The 18,184-nt window shown below is 32.1% G+C and carries 17 protein-coding genes; 2 read left to right on the top strand and 15 right to left on the bottom strand.

Annotated features, from left to right (window positions below; genetic code table 11):
- From RWS90_RS06035 to rpsL, 3 genes are all read right to left on the bottom strand, one after another.
- Positions 1-986: GTP-binding protein (locus RWS90_RS06035; protein WP_314549571.1), on the bottom strand; the 986-nt coding region annotated here is incomplete at its 3' end.
- A 101-nt stretch (positions 987-1,087) separates the two neighbouring features.
- The gene (rpsG, locus tag RWS90_RS06040; RefSeq protein ID WP_003144697.1) at positions 1,088-1,558 is read right to left on the bottom strand and encodes a 30S ribosomal protein S7; all 471 of its coding nucleotides are present in this window, start codon (positions 1,556-1,558) and stop codon (positions 1,088-1,090) included.
- 48 nt (positions 1,559-1,606) lie between these two features.
- A complete protein-coding gene (gene rpsL, locus RWS90_RS06045) occupies positions 1,607-2,026 on the bottom strand; it encodes a 30S ribosomal protein S12 (RefSeq protein ID WP_060914140.1) in 420 nt (139 codons plus the stop codon).
- A 427-nt stretch (positions 2,027-2,453) separates the two neighbouring features.
- On the opposite strand from rpsL, the gene RWS90_RS06050 reads away from it, so the two are divergent.
- Both RWS90_RS06050 and RWS90_RS06055 read left to right on the top strand, forming a co-directional pair.
- Positions 2,454-3,197 carry an ABC transporter ATP-binding protein gene (locus RWS90_RS06050; protein ID WP_314549573.1) on the top strand — a complete coding sequence of 248 codons (744 nt, stop codon included), beginning with the start codon at positions 2,454-2,456 and terminating at the stop codon, positions 3,195-3,197.
- Between the two features lie 2 nt (positions 3,198-3,199).
- Positions 3,200-4,801, top strand: a complete 1,602-nt coding sequence (locus RWS90_RS06055) for a hypothetical protein (RefSeq protein WP_314549575.1) — start codon at positions 3,200-3,202, stop codon at positions 4,799-4,801.
- Positions 4,802-4,856: 55 nt separating this feature from the next.
- On the opposite strand, the gene RWS90_RS06060 is transcribed toward RWS90_RS06055, so the two are convergent.
- The 12 genes from RWS90_RS06060 to RWS90_RS06115 form a co-directional block, all read right to left on the bottom strand.
- Positions 4,857-6,194: a DUF438 domain-containing protein gene (locus RWS90_RS06060; protein WP_314549576.1), complete on the bottom strand. Its 1,338-nt coding sequence runs from the start codon at positions 6,192-6,194 to the stop codon at positions 4,857-4,859.
- A complete protein-coding gene (locus RWS90_RS06065; RefSeq protein WP_314549579.1) occupies positions 6,194-6,427 on the bottom strand; it encodes a DUF1858 domain-containing protein in 234 nt (77 codons plus the stop codon). The genes RWS90_RS06060 and RWS90_RS06065 overlap by 1 nt, the downstream gene beginning before the upstream one ends.
- Positions 6,428-6,585: 158 nt before the next feature.
- Positions 6,586-6,801, bottom strand: coding sequence for a hypothetical protein (locus RWS90_RS06070; protein WP_314549581.1), 216 nt, complete (start codon positions 6,799-6,801; stop codon positions 6,586-6,588).
- A gap of 198 nt (positions 6,802-6,999) precedes the next feature.
- Positions 7,000-7,785, bottom strand: coding sequence for a CPBP family intramembrane glutamic endopeptidase (locus RWS90_RS06075; protein WP_314549583.1), 786 nt, complete (start codon positions 7,783-7,785; stop codon positions 7,000-7,002).
- Between the two features lie 888 nt (positions 7,786-8,673).
- Positions 8,674-9,288: an orotate phosphoribosyltransferase gene (gene pyrE / locus RWS90_RS06080; RefSeq protein WP_314549585.1), complete on the bottom strand. Its 615-nt coding sequence runs from the start codon at positions 9,286-9,288 to the stop codon at positions 8,674-8,676.
- Between the two features lie 35 nt (positions 9,289-9,323).
- On the bottom strand, positions 9,324-10,022 hold the full coding sequence (gene pyrF, locus RWS90_RS06085) for an orotidine-5'-phosphate decarboxylase (protein ID WP_314549588.1): 699 nt from the start codon (positions 10,020-10,022) through the stop codon (positions 9,324-9,326).
- A gap of 14 nt (positions 10,023-10,036) precedes the next feature.
- Entirely contained in the window at positions 10,037-10,951 is a 915-nt protein-coding gene (locus tag RWS90_RS06090) for a dihydroorotate dehydrogenase (RefSeq protein ID WP_314549591.1), read from the bottom strand.
- A 9-nt stretch (positions 10,952-10,960) separates the two neighbouring features.
- A complete protein-coding gene (locus RWS90_RS06095) occupies positions 10,961-11,725 on the bottom strand; it encodes a dihydroorotate dehydrogenase electron transfer subunit (RefSeq protein ID WP_314549592.1) in 765 nt (254 codons plus the stop codon).
- Positions 11,726-11,781: 56 nt separating this feature from the next.
- The gene (carB, locus tag RWS90_RS06100) at positions 11,782-14,958 is read right to left on the bottom strand and encodes a carbamoyl-phosphate synthase large subunit (protein ID WP_314549594.1); all 3,177 of its coding nucleotides are present in this window, start codon (positions 14,956-14,958) and stop codon (positions 11,782-11,784) included.
- A 51-nt stretch (positions 14,959-15,009) separates the two neighbouring features.
- Entirely contained in the window at positions 15,010-16,098 is a 1,089-nt protein-coding gene (gene carA, locus RWS90_RS06105; RefSeq protein ID WP_314549596.1) for a glutamine-hydrolyzing carbamoyl-phosphate synthase small subunit, read from the bottom strand.
- 31 nt (positions 16,099-16,129) lie between these two features.
- Positions 16,130-17,410, bottom strand: coding sequence for a dihydroorotase (locus RWS90_RS06110; protein ID WP_314549598.1), 1,281 nt, complete (start codon positions 17,408-17,410; stop codon positions 16,130-16,132).
- A 13-nt stretch (positions 17,411-17,423) separates the two neighbouring features.
- Positions 17,424-18,184 (bottom strand): aspartate carbamoyltransferase catalytic subunit (locus tag RWS90_RS06115; RefSeq protein WP_314549600.1); only part of this gene is annotated, 761 nt, incomplete at its 5' end.

An 18,184-nucleotide genomic window follows, 5' to 3' on the forward strand; every position in this document is an offset into this window, starting at 1 on the left:
ACACGGAAGAAAGTAAGTTTCCCTACGAATGGGTCAGTCATAACTTTGAAAGCTAGGGCTGCGAATGGCTCTTCGTCAGAAGAGTGTCTTTCTGTTTCTTCATCAGTGTTTGGATCAATACCTTTAATTGCTGGTACATCTAATGGAGATGGTAAGTATTCTACTACTGCATCTAGCATTGGTTGTACACCTTTATATTTGAAGGCTGATCCACATACTACAGGGAAGAATTCTACTGATAATGTAGCTTTACGAATTGCAGCTTTAAGCTCGTCAATTGTAATTTCTTCTCCGCCTAAGTATTTTTCCATGAAGTCTTCATCAAATTCTGCAACAGCTTCGATAAGTTTTTCACGGTATTCTTCAGCTTGATCTTGGTATTCAGCTGGGATTTCTTTTTCAACAAGATTTTCCCCAACGCTACCTTCGTTGTAGATAGCTTTCATCTCAACAAGGTCGATTACACCTTCGAATAAGTCTTCAGCTCCGATTGGAAGTTGAATTGGGTGTGCGTTAGCTTGTAATCTGTCGTGTATTGTTCTTACAGAGTATAGGAAGTCTGCTCCTGTTTTATCCATTTTGTTAACGAATACAATACGAGGAACTCCATAAGTTGTAGCTTGGCGCCAAACTGTTTCTGTTTGTGGTTCAACACCTGATTGTGCATCTAATACTGCTACTGATCCATCAAGTACACGAAGTGAACGTTCAACCTCAACTGTGAAGTCTACGTGTCCCGGTGTATCAATGATGTTAATACGGTGATTTTTCCATTGAGCAGTTGTTGCAGCAGATGTAATAGTGATACCACGTTCTTGTTCTTGTTCCATCCAGTCCATTTGAGAGTTACCATCGTGAGTATCTCCGATTTTGTGGATTTTCCCAGTGTAGAACAAAATACGCTCTGTAGCAGTAGTTTTACCTGCGTCGATGTGAGCCATGATACCGATATTACGAGTATCTTTTAAAGAAAATGCTCTAGTCATGAGTCAATTTTCTCCTTTCATAAATTTTTAAATGTTTTGAGTAATTTGTCTTTTATAGTGAAAAACTCAAGCTATGAAATAGCTTGATATTCACCCTATAATTACCAACGATAGTGAGCAAATGCTTTGTTAGCTTCAGCCATTTTGTGAGTATCTTCACGTTTCTTAACAGCTGAACCAGTGTTATTTGCTGCGTCTAAAATTTCATTAGCTAAACGTTGTTCCATAGTTTTTTCTCCTCTTAAACGAGAATAGTTAACTAACCAACGTAGACCTAATGTAGTTCTTCTTTCAGCACGTACTTCTACTGGTACTTGGTAGTTAGAACCACCAACACGACGAGCACGAACTTCAAGAACTGGCATAATGTTGTTTAATGCTTCTTCGAAAACTTCCATAGCATCACGTCCTGATTTTTCTTTAATTAAATCAAACGCAGAATATAAAATTCTTTGTGCTGTACCGCGTTTCCCATCTAGCATTAATTTGTTAATCAATTTTGTAACTAATTTTGAGTTATAAATTGGATCTGGCAAAACATCACGTTTTGCAACTGGACCTTTACGTGGCATAGTGTCTGCCTCCTTTCACGAATTCTTTTTATCAAATTTTATCTTTTATTATTTTTTCTCTTTTGGTCTTTTAGCACCGTATAGTGAACGTCCTTGTTTACGGTCGTTAACTCCAGCAGTATCTAAAGCTCCACGGATGATGTGGTAACGTACCCCTGGTAAGTCTTTTACACGTCCTCCACGAATAAGTACAACACTGTGTTCTTGTAGGTTGTGTCCGATACCTGGGATATATGCTGTTACTTCGATTTGGTTTGATAAACGAACACGTGCATATTTACGTAAAGCTGAGTTAGGTTTTTTAGGTGTCATAGTCCCAACACGAGTACAAACTCCACGTTTTTGTGGTGAAGAAATGTTAGTTTCTTTCTTTCTTTGAGAGTTGTAACCTTTGTTAAGTGCTGGTGAATCTGATTTTGATACTTTTGATTTACGAGGTTTACGAACTAATTGGTTAATAGTTGGCATTTTCCTGATTTCCTCCTTCCCTGTTTATTTGTGAATCACCTATCCAGGTGTATCACATTTTTAAATTTTTTATAAGCCTTAGTGGCTTTACACAGAGTGCCGTAACACTCACGTACTAAATAATACCACTTTTATTTTTTCTTGTCAACACTTTTTTAAAATTTTTTATATCTTTTTTACTTGCCATTATCACATTCTATTTTCACACTTAACCAGGTGTATCATTTTTAACTTATAAATAAACACTTCCAGGTGTTTCATCATTAGATTTATTATACACTATACCAGGTGTTCCTTGCTACTATTCATATCATATATTATTTAACTCATAATAGAATAATTATCGAAATTAGAATGATTTTTATATTGCTAATTTCTTTTGTTAGTTATATAATTTAATTAACTTAATACATATGGAGGGAAATCTATGATAGAAATTAAAAATCTTACCGTAAAATTTGATACAAAGTGCGCTGTTGATGATTTAAGTTTTACAATCAATGATGGAGAAATATTCGGGCTTATCGGGCATAACGGAGCTGGTAAGTCAACTACAATCAAATCTCTAGTTAGTATATTAGAGCCTACTTCGGGTGATATATATTTTAATAATCTACTTTTAAAAAATAATAGATTAGCGTGTAAAAAGCAAATTGGCTATGTACCTGATTCACCCGATATGTTTCTTACATTATCAGCTTTTGAATATTGGTCATTAGTCGCTAGCATATATGAAATTGATAATAAAACAAGAGATGATATCCTTAATAGATACTGCAAATTATTTAATATGGTAGGAGTTGAACACCAAGAAATTAGTTCTTTTTCTCACGGTATGAGACAAAAAGTATTCGTAATTGGTGCCCTATTATCAGAACCTAAATTCTGGATTATGGATGAACCGATGACTGGATTAGATCCACAAGCTGCATTTGATTTAAAAAACTTAATGAAAGAGCACGCTTCAAAAGGAAATAGTGTTCTATTCTCTACCCATGTCTTGGAGGTCGCTGAACATCTATGCGACAGAATAGGTATTCTCAGCAAAGGAAAACTAGTTTTTATTGGTACACTTAATGAGCTTAAAGAACAATTTGAGGGAGATAGTTTAGAAGAAATTTATCTTAATATAGTAAAAAATTCAAATTCAAATATTTTAGGTGGTGATTAGATATGAGATTCAATGTTGTAAAAGAATTATTTTTAACGAATCTACTTTATAGTTTTTCACCTCAAAGAATAAAATACAGAAAAAAATTTAGTGAAAAGAACGATATAAGACATAATCTTTTTAGAAATGTTTTAATGCTTAATTTTTTCAATTTCTTACATATTTTATTTTTATTTTCAATATTTTCTCGTGGTTTTAACTTTTCTGGATCGGGATATCGAAATATACTTTTCTTTATTTTATTATTAGTGTTTATTCAGATTTTAAATAATTTTATCAATATGTTTTACGAAAGTGATGATACATTAGCAATTATTCACTTACCTGTTACAGGATCTGAAATATTTTTTAGTAAATTGTTCACTCTACTTTCACAAGTTATTAGTAATTTTACTCCTTTAATAGTTATAAACTTGATTATTGGATTAAATGCAGAGTTTTCAATTCAAAAATTTTTCTTCGTATTAGTATATAGTTTTGCATTTATGATTACTTTAATATGTTCTATTATGACACTACTTTCATTTATTACTTATATCCCAAATTTTAAGAAGAATAAAGGGAAAGTTAATGCAGCTACAATATTAATTACGTTGATATTCTTCACAGGATACATATTTAATTTTGCTCATACTTTTAAAAGTTTTGATTCTGATTATTCAGGAGATTTATTTTTAAATATACTCGTATTAGATATTTCTAAGACTTATACTTACTTAATAGTAGCTATTATCTTAGCACTTATTTCTTTCTTTACTACATATATATTTGTAATAAGAAAATATATGAAAGACTTATATAGAATATCTGGTAATACATACACATCTAGTTCTAAAGCTGTAAAAATCAAAGAAAATACTAATAGTACATCAACTACACTATTTTCTAAACTAATTAAGAGAAATTTAAAACTATTGTTAAACAGTACAATTTCGTCAACTGTATTTACTAATCTTATAATTACACTTGGTATATTTGTAATTCCAATTATAGAAATTAGAAAGCACGGAGGTATTACACTACCACCTATATTCTACCCAGTAGCTATGACTATAGGATTTACATTAGCATTGTACATTAATTCTAATCCTATGAATTTTACAAGTATAGCAATTTCACTAGAAAAACAAGATTACTATTTTTTAAAATCTCTTCCATTAGATTTTAAAGAATATCTAAAAATTAAATTAGCAATAGCTACCTTATTACAACTTGGATTTGGATTATTTGCTCTGATTGCGATGTTAATTATAACTAAAACACCAATCTTATTAGCAATTGTAACAATAATATCTTATATTATTTCAAGTATTGTCTTTTCTTTCTATAGTTATACAAGCGACTATAAAAAATTATATCTAAACTGGAACACTATCACAGATTTAGCTAATCGTAGTTCAATAAATCAAGTACTATTAACTATTTTAGCTTTCGGAGCTATTTTATTATTAGTACTACTTAATGTCGTGACATTTTTCTTAATCGCTATGCTGCCATCATCAGCAAATATAGTAGGAATAATATATTCTCTAATATTAATTATACTGTTGATTCTCGCAACAAGAAAATTAAGAAAAAATGTACTTGATAAAATATATTCGTAAAAAAATATAGAGAGAGACTCAAAAAATTGATTTTTAAGTCTCTCTCTTTTTTATCTTATTCTATTCCCCTATAATAATCACTGTCTATTTCTCTATAAGGAGCTATATCCTGAACATATTCTAATACTCCTTGAAATTCACCATTTTCATCATAAACACCTGCATAAGTAACATGAACAAACTTCCCTCTTGATTCTGATTTAAACCACATTTCATACTTGTCTTTTTTTCTTTCTCGCAAGTTTTTCATTATAGTTTTAACTTTCTCTAGATACTTTGGTGGATGACATAGTTCTACATTTCTACCTACTTGCCCTGGCGTGCGTTTGAAAATCATCTCTTCTTCTGAACAATGATTATTATAATATTGGAAGATTTCCTCTTTATTAACAAAGGTAATTTCCATAGGCAAATGATTTAATATTAAATCAATTTGATTTAATGATAGATAACCATTTCCGATTTTCTGAGGTATATCTCTATTTAAAGTTTCTTCTTTAACTTCTTTTGGTTTATAGGTAATAGTGAACTCTCCTTCAGGAGTTTGAATTACTTTCGTTAATTCCCCTTCGGTTACTTCTATTACTTCACTGTCTTCACTAGTAATTTTAGTTTCAAAATCTTCTCTATGAGGTATCCACTCTTCTCGAGGTCGAATTATTGCATAACCATAAGCATCACTGTCTTTAGCTATACTCAACCAATCATCTTGAGTAAATGTTTCTAGTAATATCATCAGAAGAATCGACTCTTCTTTAAAGATCATTTCTTCAAATTCTTTAACAAAAACTTCAAACTTTTCTTTAACGACAACTATCTCTGCATTTGGTAGTTTTTCCGCTTCTTCTTTTGCTAGTTTAAACAAATCTCTTATTTCATCATCAACACCCCACATAACCTTAGGTGGTGCATCATGTCCATATCTCTCCATTATAGGAAACATAAGTTCTTCTTTGCGTTTATAATGAATATCAAATTGTCCTAATAATTGCAACTGACGAAGTAATCCTCTTAAAACTGCTACTTTTGTGTCACCTTCATCTAATTTAGCATAATTATCTAAAATTCGACGAACTCGAATAATCGCAGCTCTTAAAGCTAAATTTTCTTGTTTAAACACTTGAACTGGATGTCCTGGATGCTCACTATCTTCAACTTCTACAGTTTTTATCGCACCTTTAAACAAATTAGCATGTACATTACATAACTTCATAACATCTTCAAAAGTTACGCCAGAATCAGAATTCATAAGCTCATGCTCCATTAACGATATCTCAATCGCAGATACTCCTGAAAAATGTTCATTGAATTCATCTTGAACAGATTCGGCAGACTCACCTTTATGAAGTCGTAATAATATATCACGTAAAACTTCAATTCTCTTTGTAGCCATTAGTCTAATCCTACTACTTCATACCCGTTAGCTTCTAATGTAGCAATAATTGTTTCAAGTTTAATCCCTGCCAATTTCGAACCCATTCTAAGTGAAGTCTTTCTACCTACAGTATTTCTCATAATAGGATTAGCCAAAGGCTTAAACCCTAAATCTACTAAAATATCCAATACTTCTGGGTGTTCATCAATAACTTGTGCAACTGGTATACTTACATCTATAATATTATCCATTTCTCATTACCTCACTGCTTTATATTAATACTATAATTATACCATAAGTCATTGATAATCGCTATCATGAGTTATTGAACAAACTAAAAGTAAGTCTGTTTGATTCAACAGACTTACCTATTACATCACGTCTTGCAATATATTATTACTAAACTAGACTACTGACAACGTAATTTACTCTCAGTTTCTATCTTTTCAACATTTCCATTACAACATCCTTGGGTCATACCACCAGTCGGATTTACTGCAGATGTACACTTATTTAATGCTGACAATACAATTGTGGTCGTCACAATTGTTCTTGCGCTTGCTTCTATTTCATTTTCATCGACTGATACTTTCTTTAAATCTAAGTCAAAATCATTGTGTTTCATTATTTTTTATCTTCATTATCTATTATTGCAAGACTATTAATATAATCGAAATATAATTTTTATGTATCTCTAAACTCTTTCATTGAAAATATAATTATATAAAAAAATGATAAAATTATTATTAAGTAACCCAAGTTAGATGCAATAAATAATGTTTCTTTATTTACTTCAACGCTTCCAATCGCCCCTGAAATTGAGTTATTCATGAAATGAATCAAAGAACATATCCACAAATTTCTCGTTTTCATATATATATATATATCCTATAACAATAGTAAGTCCTAGTACAGCTAAATAACGTACTATATTACCAATAAAATCAACTTTATAATATGTATACCATAGGGGAATATGCCATGACTCCCAAATAAAGCTGAGTAATAAAATACCTTTTCTTTTTCCAAACTTTTGTTGAAGCATACCCTGTAAATACCCTCTCCAACAATATTCCTCACCTAAGAAAAATATATTTACACTTGCTATAGAGAAAAATGAAATAATCACTACTTTTAGTATATTAGAATAATCAAATCTAAATAAAATTATTAAAATTATGTTCAAGAATAATATCGCAAATAAGTAGTAAAACCCTTTAGCTAAATTCCTAAAAATATCTAATTTATAATTTTTATCATTGCTATGAATAAATGAATCCACTAATACCGCTAAACTGGCAATACAACCTAAATTTAGTAAGAATTCATTTAAAAATTTTTGTGCGTCTAATCCATTATATAGCATTATAAAGTGTGCAATAATACACACATTGAAAATAGTAAAATAAACAAATATAATATAGTCAAAAATTATTAATTTTTCACATTTGTTAAAAAACTTTATTATCGCTATACTAGAGCTTGGTAAGATCATAATATAATATCCTATCAATTCTCCATTTAAATGACCACAATACGCCAAAAAACAAGCAATAAATTCTGCTATAATTAAGTACACTAATATAAATTTACTATACCTGTAATCCATATTTAACCTCCTTCTTACATCCTAAATTGATATAATTAAATTAACATCATATCTTTAAATATAATCTTTCGTCTAATTTGATTATACAATCTCTCCCCCATAAAAAATTTTTAAAAATATATGTTTTTTTTATTTCTTCCATAATTTCTCACTCTTTAATTATTACATTTTAATTATCAATACCCAAACCACTGCCTAAAAATATATTAAATAATAAAATTTTAATATATCTCACACTTCTATAATACTACTAAATCTATTTATTTTCAATAAAAATATTAATAAAAATAATAATTTTATTTCTTTCATAATTATATGTAATATATATTTTAATATTTACATCAAATAAGGTATATATAAATATTAAAACTAGTAAAATAAAAATAACTATTTTTTATAATTTAATATTTTTTACAAAATAAATAAAATTATTAAATTATATATTTTTCAAATATATCAAAAATGTTATTTATATATAATTATACTAAAGTTTTTTTTCGGAAATTCTAAAAATTTTTTTTTATTTTTAAAATGATATATACTCTCTTTACCAGACAAAATATAAATCAGTAAGATGGATTTTCATGCATTTGAGTTATACGTTAAAGTCAAATTATTACGAAAAATAAATTCCAAAAAATTAAATTGCGATGAAAAATCAACAAAAAATGCTAAAATGTAAATAAGGTATAGTACTAGAATGTACTGCGAACTTCTAGTCGCATAAGCACGGTCTACATTTATTTGTAAGCCGTGTTTTATTTTATATAAAAGAGGTGAAAAAACAATAGATCAGCAAATAAAAATAATGTTATGAAAAGGTGCAACTTAGACATCTCTATCTATGTTACACCTTTAGTTTTAAAATAAATTTTATTGGGAAATTTCCTATAAATTATTTCTCCACTCAAGAAGTTTTTCTACATCTTCTTGTTTGATATAATCACTTGCTACCGCTTCTTCGATTAAGTAGTTATAGTTAGTTAATGTATGATACTCTACCTTATCTGCTACAAAAGCATCTTGTGCTTTTTTAAGTTCATAACTAAATATTGCCACTACTCCTAAGACTGCTGCTCCTGCTTCCTCTAGAGCTTTAGCTACTTTTAATGAAGATAATCCAGTTGAGATTAAGTCTTCAATAATAACAACTTTTTGTCCTTCTAGTAATCTACCTTCGATTTGATTTGTTTTACCGTGTTTTTTAGCTGAGTCCCTAACGTAGATCATAGGTAAATCTAATACTTCACTTACCCATGCAGCGTGTGGAATACCCGCTGTCGCCGTACCAGCAACCACTTCTACTTCTGGGAATTTAGCTTTAATTACTTCACTCATTCCTGCAGCTATTTCACGACGAATCACAGGGTATGACATTGTAATTCTGTTATCACAGTAAATTGGTGATTTAATTCCAGATGTCCAAGTGAAATAATCATTTGGTCTTAATGCTACTGCTTCAATATCTAATAAGTGTTTTGCTATTTTTCTTTCTAATACCATGTTTTTCTCCTTTACCGTATCTATATTTTTAACATTTATTTTACGAATTGACTTTTTATTAATTTATAAACTTCAAGTGGGTTTTCTGATTTAGTTATAGAACGTCCAACCACGATATGTGTACTTCCTTCTTCATTAGCAACAGTTGGAGTCGCTACACGTTTTTGATCTCCTACTTCATCTGTTTCTAATCTTATTCCTGGAGTTACTTTTAAGAAGTCATCTCCACAGTTTTCTCTAATTAATCTTACTTCCCAAACTGATGAAACTACTCCATCAAGTCCTGCTTTTTTAGCTAGTTTAGCATAATTAATTACACTCTCTTCTAGAGAGACAGCTATCATTTGCTCGTCTTTCATCGCCTCTTCTGATGTTGAAGTTAATTGTGTTATTGCTATTACATTAGTATCTACACTACCACCTTCAACCATTCCTCTTTTTGCTGCTTTTAGCATTTCATAACCTCCTGCAGCATGTACTGTAAGAATATCAACTTTGAATTTCGCTAATCCTTTTGTCGCACCATAAACTGTATTAGGAATATCATGTAGTTTAAGATCTAAGAATATCTTATGTCCTAATTCTTTAATTTTTTCAATAACAACAGGTCCATTTTGTAGGTATAATTCCATCCCTACTTTTACAAATAGTTTTTCTTCACCAAATTTTTCTAAAAAATTTAAAGTATCTTCCAAAGTTGGAAAATCTAACGCTATTATTACATCTTTATTCATAATATTTCTCCTTTTTATTTATATGCACGACCACGAAGTTCTAATATATGTTCTACTCCTAATTCATCAAGTGCTGCTTCTAATTTATCAATAATTTTTGGACAGGCATATGGATCTGCAAAGTTCGCTGTACCTACTGCTACCGCACTAGCTCCAGCAGAGATAAAGTCGATTACATCCCACTCATCCATAATTCCTCCCATACCTATAATAGGAATGTTTACTGCTTGGCTCACCTGATAAATCATTCTTATAGCTACAGGTTTTACCGCTGGTCCTGATAATCCACCAGTTACATTCGCAATAATTGGTTTCCCAGTCTTTTTATCTAACCGTACACCTACTAAGGTATTTATCATTGTAATACCATCAGCTCCGCCTTCTTCTACTGCTTTTGCCATCGCTACGATGTCAGTAACATTAGGTGAAAGTTTTACATAAACAGGTACACTAGATACTTCTTTAACTTTTCTAGTTAAGTTTTTAGCTGTTTCAGGATCTGTTCCGAACTGAATTCCACCATGTTTTACATTAGGACAAGATATATTTAACTCTAAAGCATGAACATTTGGTGCTTTACTTATATGCTCTGCTACATAAACATAATCATCTATTTCACTTCCTGCCACATTAGCAATAATAGGAACATCATATTTTTCTAAGTCTTTTAATTTAGTTTCTAATATCTCATGCACCCCAGGATTTTGTAGACCTATTGCATTCAACATCCCACTAGATGTCTCCGCTACACGTGGTGTAGGATTACCAAAACGCGGTTCTTTAGTAGCTGCCTTAATCATAATCGCACCAAGCTTACTTAAATCATAAAAATTAGCATATTCTAGACCGAATGCAAAGCATCCAGATGCTGGTATTACAGGATTTTTTAAATCTAATCCCGGTAATCTCACTCGTAATCTTTTGCTCATAAATTCCTCCTATAATGCTATTTCTTTCGAATCATATACTGGTCCATCGTAACATACACGTGAGATAGAACCATCGATTTTTTCGCAAACACATGCATAACATGCACCAACTCCACAGGCCATTCTTTCTTCTAAAGAAATATACCCCATCTTTTCTTCATCCATCTTAGTTAATGCTTTTAACATAGCAAATGGACCACAACTATAATACTTATCATAGTCAACTTCATAATTTTTTATAACATCAGTAACAAAACCTTTTTCTCCGTAACTTCCATCAGCTGTTGCAACATAAGTTGTACCAAGCTCTGCAAATTTTTCTTCATAAAACACATCTTTCACATTATTAAAACCTAAAATATGTACAGTGTTTACCCCTTGTTTTCTAAATTGCTTTGCCAGCTCATATAATGGTGGTGCTCCAATCCCTCCACCTACTAGCAATGCAGTTTGCCCTTCTTCTAGCGTATAAACATCATATCCTTTTCCTAATGGTCCTAATACATCTACTAAATTACCTGTTTCTAATTCAGATATTTTCTTAGTACCTGCTCCATCTGCTCTATAAATCATCACAAATGTATTTTTTTCTTTATTAATTTCACAAATTGAAATAGGTCTTCTTAATAAAAACTCATAGCTGTTGCTTACTTTAATATTTACAAATTGTCCAGGCGTGTTCATCTCTTTGACTACGTCACCTTGTAATTCAATTCTGAATATTTTATCCGCAATTTGTTCATTACTAATTACTGTTGCTATATAAGTATCCATCCAATGCTCCTTTTTGTAAGAAGAAGGGAATAAACTCCCCTTCTTCTTTTTATTTTTTATAGTGGTAATATATCAAATGAGATTGATTCTAGTACTTTTAGTAGCGCATCTGCTGTATCTAGTGATGTTAAACATACAACCTCTTGCTCACTCGCTACACGACGAATCTTGAATCCGTCTTTTGTTACATCTTTATCTTTTGAAGTAGTGTTAACTACAACATCCACATCTCCATTATATATAGCGTCAAGTACACTGTAATCACTTTGATTAATTTTTCCTACTGGTGTAACTCTTAATCCATTTTCATCTAAGTACTTAGCTGTTCCTTCTGTCGCTAATAGGTTGTATCCTAAGCTGAAGAAACGTTTTGCTATATTTAATGCTTCTTCTTTATCATCGTCACTAATTGTGAATAAGATATTTCCTTGATCACTTACCTTGATTCCTGCTGCAAGAAGTCCTTTATAAAGTGATTTTTCTAGAGTTCTATCACTTCCCATTACTTCTCCAGTTGATTTCATCTCAGGTCCAAGAGTAGTATCAACATCTTTTAGTTTTTGGAAACTAAACACTGGTACTTTAGTATAGATATGTTCACTTTCTGGTAATAGCTCAGTTTCATAACCTTTAGATTTAAGTGTTTCCCCAATGATAGCTCCAGCAGCAAGTTTTGCCATCGGAACTCCTGTAATTTTACTTAAGAATGGTACAGTTCTTGAGCTTCGTGGGTTAACTTCTAGTACGAATACTTCCCCTTTACTTATTACATATTGGATATTTAATAGTCCAACAATGTTTAATCCTTTTGCTAATTTAATTGTATATTCTATTAACTTAGCTTTTTCACCTTCTGTTAATGTTTGAGGTGGGTATACTGCTATTGAGTCTCCAGAGTGAACCCCTGCTCTTTCAATATGTTCCATAATACCTGGAATAATTACTGTCTCACCATCACTAATAGCATCTACTTCTATTTCACGACCAACTAAATATCTGTCAGTTAGTACTGGATGCTCTGGTGTAAGTTTCACCGCTGTTTTCATATAACGACGTAATTCAGCTTCTTCATAAACTATTTCCATAGCTCGTCCACCAAGTACATATGATGGTCTTACTAATACTGGGTATCCAATTTCTTCTGCATTTTTAACTGCTGTTTCTACATCAAATGCAGTTTTTCCAAGTGGTTGTGGAATATCTAGTTTATGTAATAATTCTTCAAATTTATCTCTATCTTCTGCATTATCAATTTCTTCTAAAGCAGTACCTAGAATTTTCACGCCGTGTTTTTCTAATTTAGCCGCTAGGTTAATCGCTGTTTGTCCACCGAATTGAACTACTACACCAAGTGGATTTTCATGATTAATTATCGCCATTACATCTTCTTCAGTAAGTGGCTCAAAGTACAGTTTATCAGAAATTGTAAAGTCTGTAGAAACTGTTTCTGGGTTATTATTAACTATGATTGCTTCATATCCTGCATCTTTAATCGCCATTACTGCGTGAACTGTAGCATAGTCGAACTCAACCCCTTGTCCGATTCTAATAGGTCCAGATCCTAACACAACAATTTTTTTCTTATCGCTAACGATTGATTCTTCCTCTTGCTCATAACTTGAGTAGAAATAAGGTGTTTCTGAAACGAACTCAGCTGCACATGTATCAACCATTTTGAATACTGGAGTAATTTTATTTTCTTGACGAAGGTTATAGATATCATCTTCAGTCACTCCCCATCTGTGAGCAATTACCTTGTCAGAGAATCCATATTTTTTAGCATATTCTAGTAAATCTACATTTCCAACATTGTCTTTTAATTCATGTTCGATATCAATGATATTTTGCATTTTCTCTAAGAAGAACATATCAATTTTTGTAATATCGTGAATATCTTTTGTGCTTTGTCCACGTCTTAAGGCTTCTCCGATAAAGAATAATCTTTCATCTCCAGCTTGTTTAACCTTATCAATAATTTCTTCTAATGTGAAATCATCTCCATTAGGTAATCCTAGGTGATGCACTCCATATTCTAGTGAACGAATAGCTTTTAATAAACTTTCTTCATAAGTTCTACCCATCGCCATTACTTCACCAGTAGCTTTCATTTGTGTTCCTAATTTTCTATCCGCATTTTCAAATTTATCAAATGGGAAACGTGGAATTTTACTTACTACATAGTCAAGTGTTGGTTCGAAACATGCATATGAATTTTGTGTTACTGGGTTTATTATTTCATCAAGAGTTAAACCTACTGCAATTTTTGCTGCGATTTTCGCAATTGGATATCCTGTTGCTTTTGAAGCTAAAGCTGATGAACGTGATACCCTTGGGTTAACTTCGATAATATAGTATTTGAATGAATTTGGATCAAGTGCAAGTTGCACGTTGCATCCACCTTCAATTTTTAAAGCTCTAATAATTTTTAATGATACATTACGTAGCATGTGGTATTCTCTATCTGTTAATGTTTGAGAAGGTGCTACTACTACTGAGTCTCCCGTATGAATACCTACAGGGTCAATATTTTCCATATTACATACAACAATCGCTGTATCGTTAGAGTCACGCATTACTTCGTATTCAATTTCTTTAAATCCTGCGATAGATTTTTCTAATAAACATTGAGTAACTGGTGAATAGTGTAATCCACTACTTACGATTTCTTCTAAATCTTTTTCATCGTAACAGATACCACCACCTGTTCCTCCCATCGTAAAGGCAGGACGAACAATTACAGGATAACCTATTTCAGCAACGAAATCTCTAGCTTCATCTAAATTTGTAATAATTGCTGATTCTGGAACTGGTTCGTTGAGTTCATTCATTAGATTACGGAATAATTCTCTATCTTCTGCTTGCTCAATAGAACTTAATTTTGTTCCTAATAATTCCACTCCGTACTTATCTAGTACTCCACTCTTATGAAGTTCAACAGCAAGGTTTAGCCCCACTTGTCCTCCTAATGTTGGAAGTAATGCATCAGGTCTTTCTTTTCTAATTATTTTACTTACAAACTCAAGAGTTAATGGTTCCATATAAACTTTATCAGCGATTTCTTTGTCAGTCATTATTGTCGCTGGGTTAGAGTTAACTAAGATAACTTCATACCCTTCTTCTCTTAAAGATAGACACGCTTGAGTTCCTGCATAGTCAAACTCAGCAGCTTGACCTATTGTAATTGGTCCAGATCCTATTACTAATATTGTTTTTATATCATTACGTTTTGGCATTTTTATTCTCCTTAGTTTTGCATTGATACTTGATGGTTTTCAGGTTAATTCCTATTTATTTTCTTTGAATTCTCTCATATTGTCTATAAATTGATCGAATAAGTAGTTAGGATCGTGTGGCCCTGGTGATGCTTCTGGGTGGTATTGCACTGAAAATACTGGGTATTTCTTATGACGTATCCCTTCACATGTTTTATCATTTACAGACAGGTGTGTAAGCTCTAAGTCTGTATCTTTTAATGATTCGATATCTACACTATAACCATGGTTTTGTGAAGTAATATCAACTTTTCCTGTTAATAAATTTTTAACCGGGTGGTTTGCTCCACGGTGGCCAAATTTCAATTTATAAGTTTTTGCTCCAGATGCTAATGCGATAAGTTGATGCCCCATACAAATTCCAAAAATTGGAATCTTCGGCATAACTTCTTTAATCATCTCAATTGTCTCTGGCACATCTACTGGATCCCCAGGTCCATTACTTAACATAATTCCATCTGGATTAAGTCTGAAAATTTCTGCAGCAGTTACATTGTGAGGTACAACAACGATGTCACAATTACGTTCATTAAGTTCTCTTAATATTCCTGATTTCATACCAAGGTCTACTAGTACTACTCTATAACCATTTCCTGAAGATAAGAATGCTTTTTGTGTTGATACTTGTTCAATTTGATTTGTCGGTAAGTCCATTTTTCTAAGATTTTCTAATTGTTCTTCTGGATCCATGCAAAGATCAGTGATTATTCCTTTGATTGTCCCGTGTTCTCTTATTTTTCTTGTTAAACTACGTGTATCAATTCCTGAAATCCCTGGAATGTTAAGTTCTTTCAACACCTCATCTAAACTATACTCTGTTCTAAAGTTAGATGGTTTTTTACAAACTTCCCTAACGATAAGTCCTTTAATACTAGGATTAATTGTCTCAAAGTCATCTCTGTTAATTCCATAGTTTCCGATTAATGGATAAGTAAAGGTTACTATTTGTCCATTGTACGATGGATCTGATAGTGTTTCTTGATATCCAGTCATACCTGTATTAAATACTACTTCTCCCGCAAGTGCTCTATTTGCACCAAATCCATATCCTTTATATACTGTTCCATCTTCTAAAATTAATTGTCTATCGTAACTGTACATCTTTGTTCTCTCTTTCTAAGTTTTTTATTCTTTAAACTTCAAATACATCGCTATCTTTGTATGCAACTTGTCCTTCGCATAATGTTAGTACTGGGATTCCATAAATTTCTTCTCCTACGTACGGTGTGTTTCTACCTTTAGATAAGAATTTTTCTGGATCAATTTTTAGTGATTTTTCTAAGTCGATTACTACTAAATCTGCAAAACCACCTTCTTCTAAACGTCCATATGGTAAATCGAAAGTATCTGCAACTTTTTCTGTCATTAGTTTAACTAGTAGATCTAGTGAGAATACTCCAGTTTTAACAAACTTCGTATAAAGTTGACTGAATGCTGTTTCACTTCCAACAATTCCAAATGCAGCTTTTCTCATCGATAAGTCTTTCTCATGAGTAGCATGTGGTGCGTGGTCTGTCGCTATTACATCGATTGTTCCATCTAATAGACCTGCGATAAGAGCATTTCTATCTTCACGTGCTCTTAGCGGTGGATTCATTTTCCATATTCCGTTATCTTCTGGAATATCCATTTCATCACTTATTAAATGGTGAGGACATACTTCACAAGTTACTTTAATTCCTGCTGCCTTAGCTTCTCTTACTACCCTAACTGATTCTTTAGTAGATACGTGACAAACGTGGTAGTGACATCCTGCTGCTTCAGCTAAAAGAACATCACGTGCAATCTGAACACTTTCACAAACTGAAGGAATTCCTGGTAAGTCTAATTCGCGACTTCTACGTCCGCAGTGCATACATCCTCCACGGATTAATGAGTTATCTTCACAGTGCGCTACGATTGCTTTATTTAATTTAGCGGCAACCATCATAGATTCATACATCATATTAGCATCCTGTACTCCACGACCGTCATCACTAAAGGCAAAAACATGCTCGGCTAATTCTTCAAAATCAGCGTATTCTTTTCCTTCTTCCCCTTTTGTTATAGCCCCGAATGGTATTGCTCTAATTACTGAATCACGTTCGATAATATCTAATTGTAATTTTAAATTCTCATAGCTATCCGGTACTGGATTTAAGTTTGGCATAGGCATTGCTGTAGTGAATCCCCCACGAGCTGCTGCTCTTGAAGCATGATAAATGTTTTCTTTGTATTCAAATCCTGGTTCTCTCCAGTGTACGTGGACATCTATAAATCCTGGTGAAACAAATTTCCCTTCTAAGTCTAATACCTTAGCTCCACTCTCTTCGATCTTCTCAGATATTTTTACGATTTTTTTATCATCAACTAAAATATCTCTTTCTACTAACACACCATTTTCTAAAATTTTACCGTTTTTTAAAAGTAACATATTCTTCTCCTCTTTATAAATTATTATCTTTAATTATTTTTTCTATCATTGCCTGTCTCATGAACATTCCATTTTTCATCTGTTCAAAAATTACCGATTTAGGTGCTTCAACTAGTTCTGAAGCTATTTCCATATCTCTATTAACAGGTGCTGGATGCATCACTATTGCAGATTCTTTTAATCTTTCATAACGTTCTTTAGTTAATCCAAAATTATTATGGTATTCATCTTTACTTAGCCCCATCTTAGAATCATGTCTTTCATGTTGAACTCTTAGAAGCATACAAACATCAACTTCTCCAACTACTTTATCAAAGTCTACTACTTCTCCAAGCGTCTCGTCTTTGAAAATATCAGGGCAAACAAATCTGACTTTAGCACCTAGGCGAGTTAACATGTTGTAATTACTTCTTGCTACGCGAGAATTTTTTATATCCCCTGCGATAATTACATTAAGATTTTCAAACGTTCCAAACTTCTCGTACATCGTCATTAAGTCAAGTAAACATTGGCTTGGGTGTTCTCCACTACCATCTCCCCCACTTAAAATCGGAATATTTAAGTTTGTCAGTTCATTGTAGTACGCGTCTTGACCATGTCTGATAACCAACATATTGCAACCTAACATTTCTAATGTTTTACAAGTGTCGTATAAAGTTTCACCTTTATTTACCGATGAAGTTGCTACTTCAAAATTAATTACATTCAATCTGTGTTTATGCTCAGCTACCTCAAAACTATGTTTCGTTCTAGTTGAGTTTTCAAAGAATAAGT

The sequence above is a fragment of the uncultured Gemella sp. genome (assembly GCF_963529685.1).
In the GTDB taxonomy this organism is placed as follows: domain Bacteria; phylum Bacillota; class Bacilli; order Staphylococcales; family Gemellaceae; genus Gemella.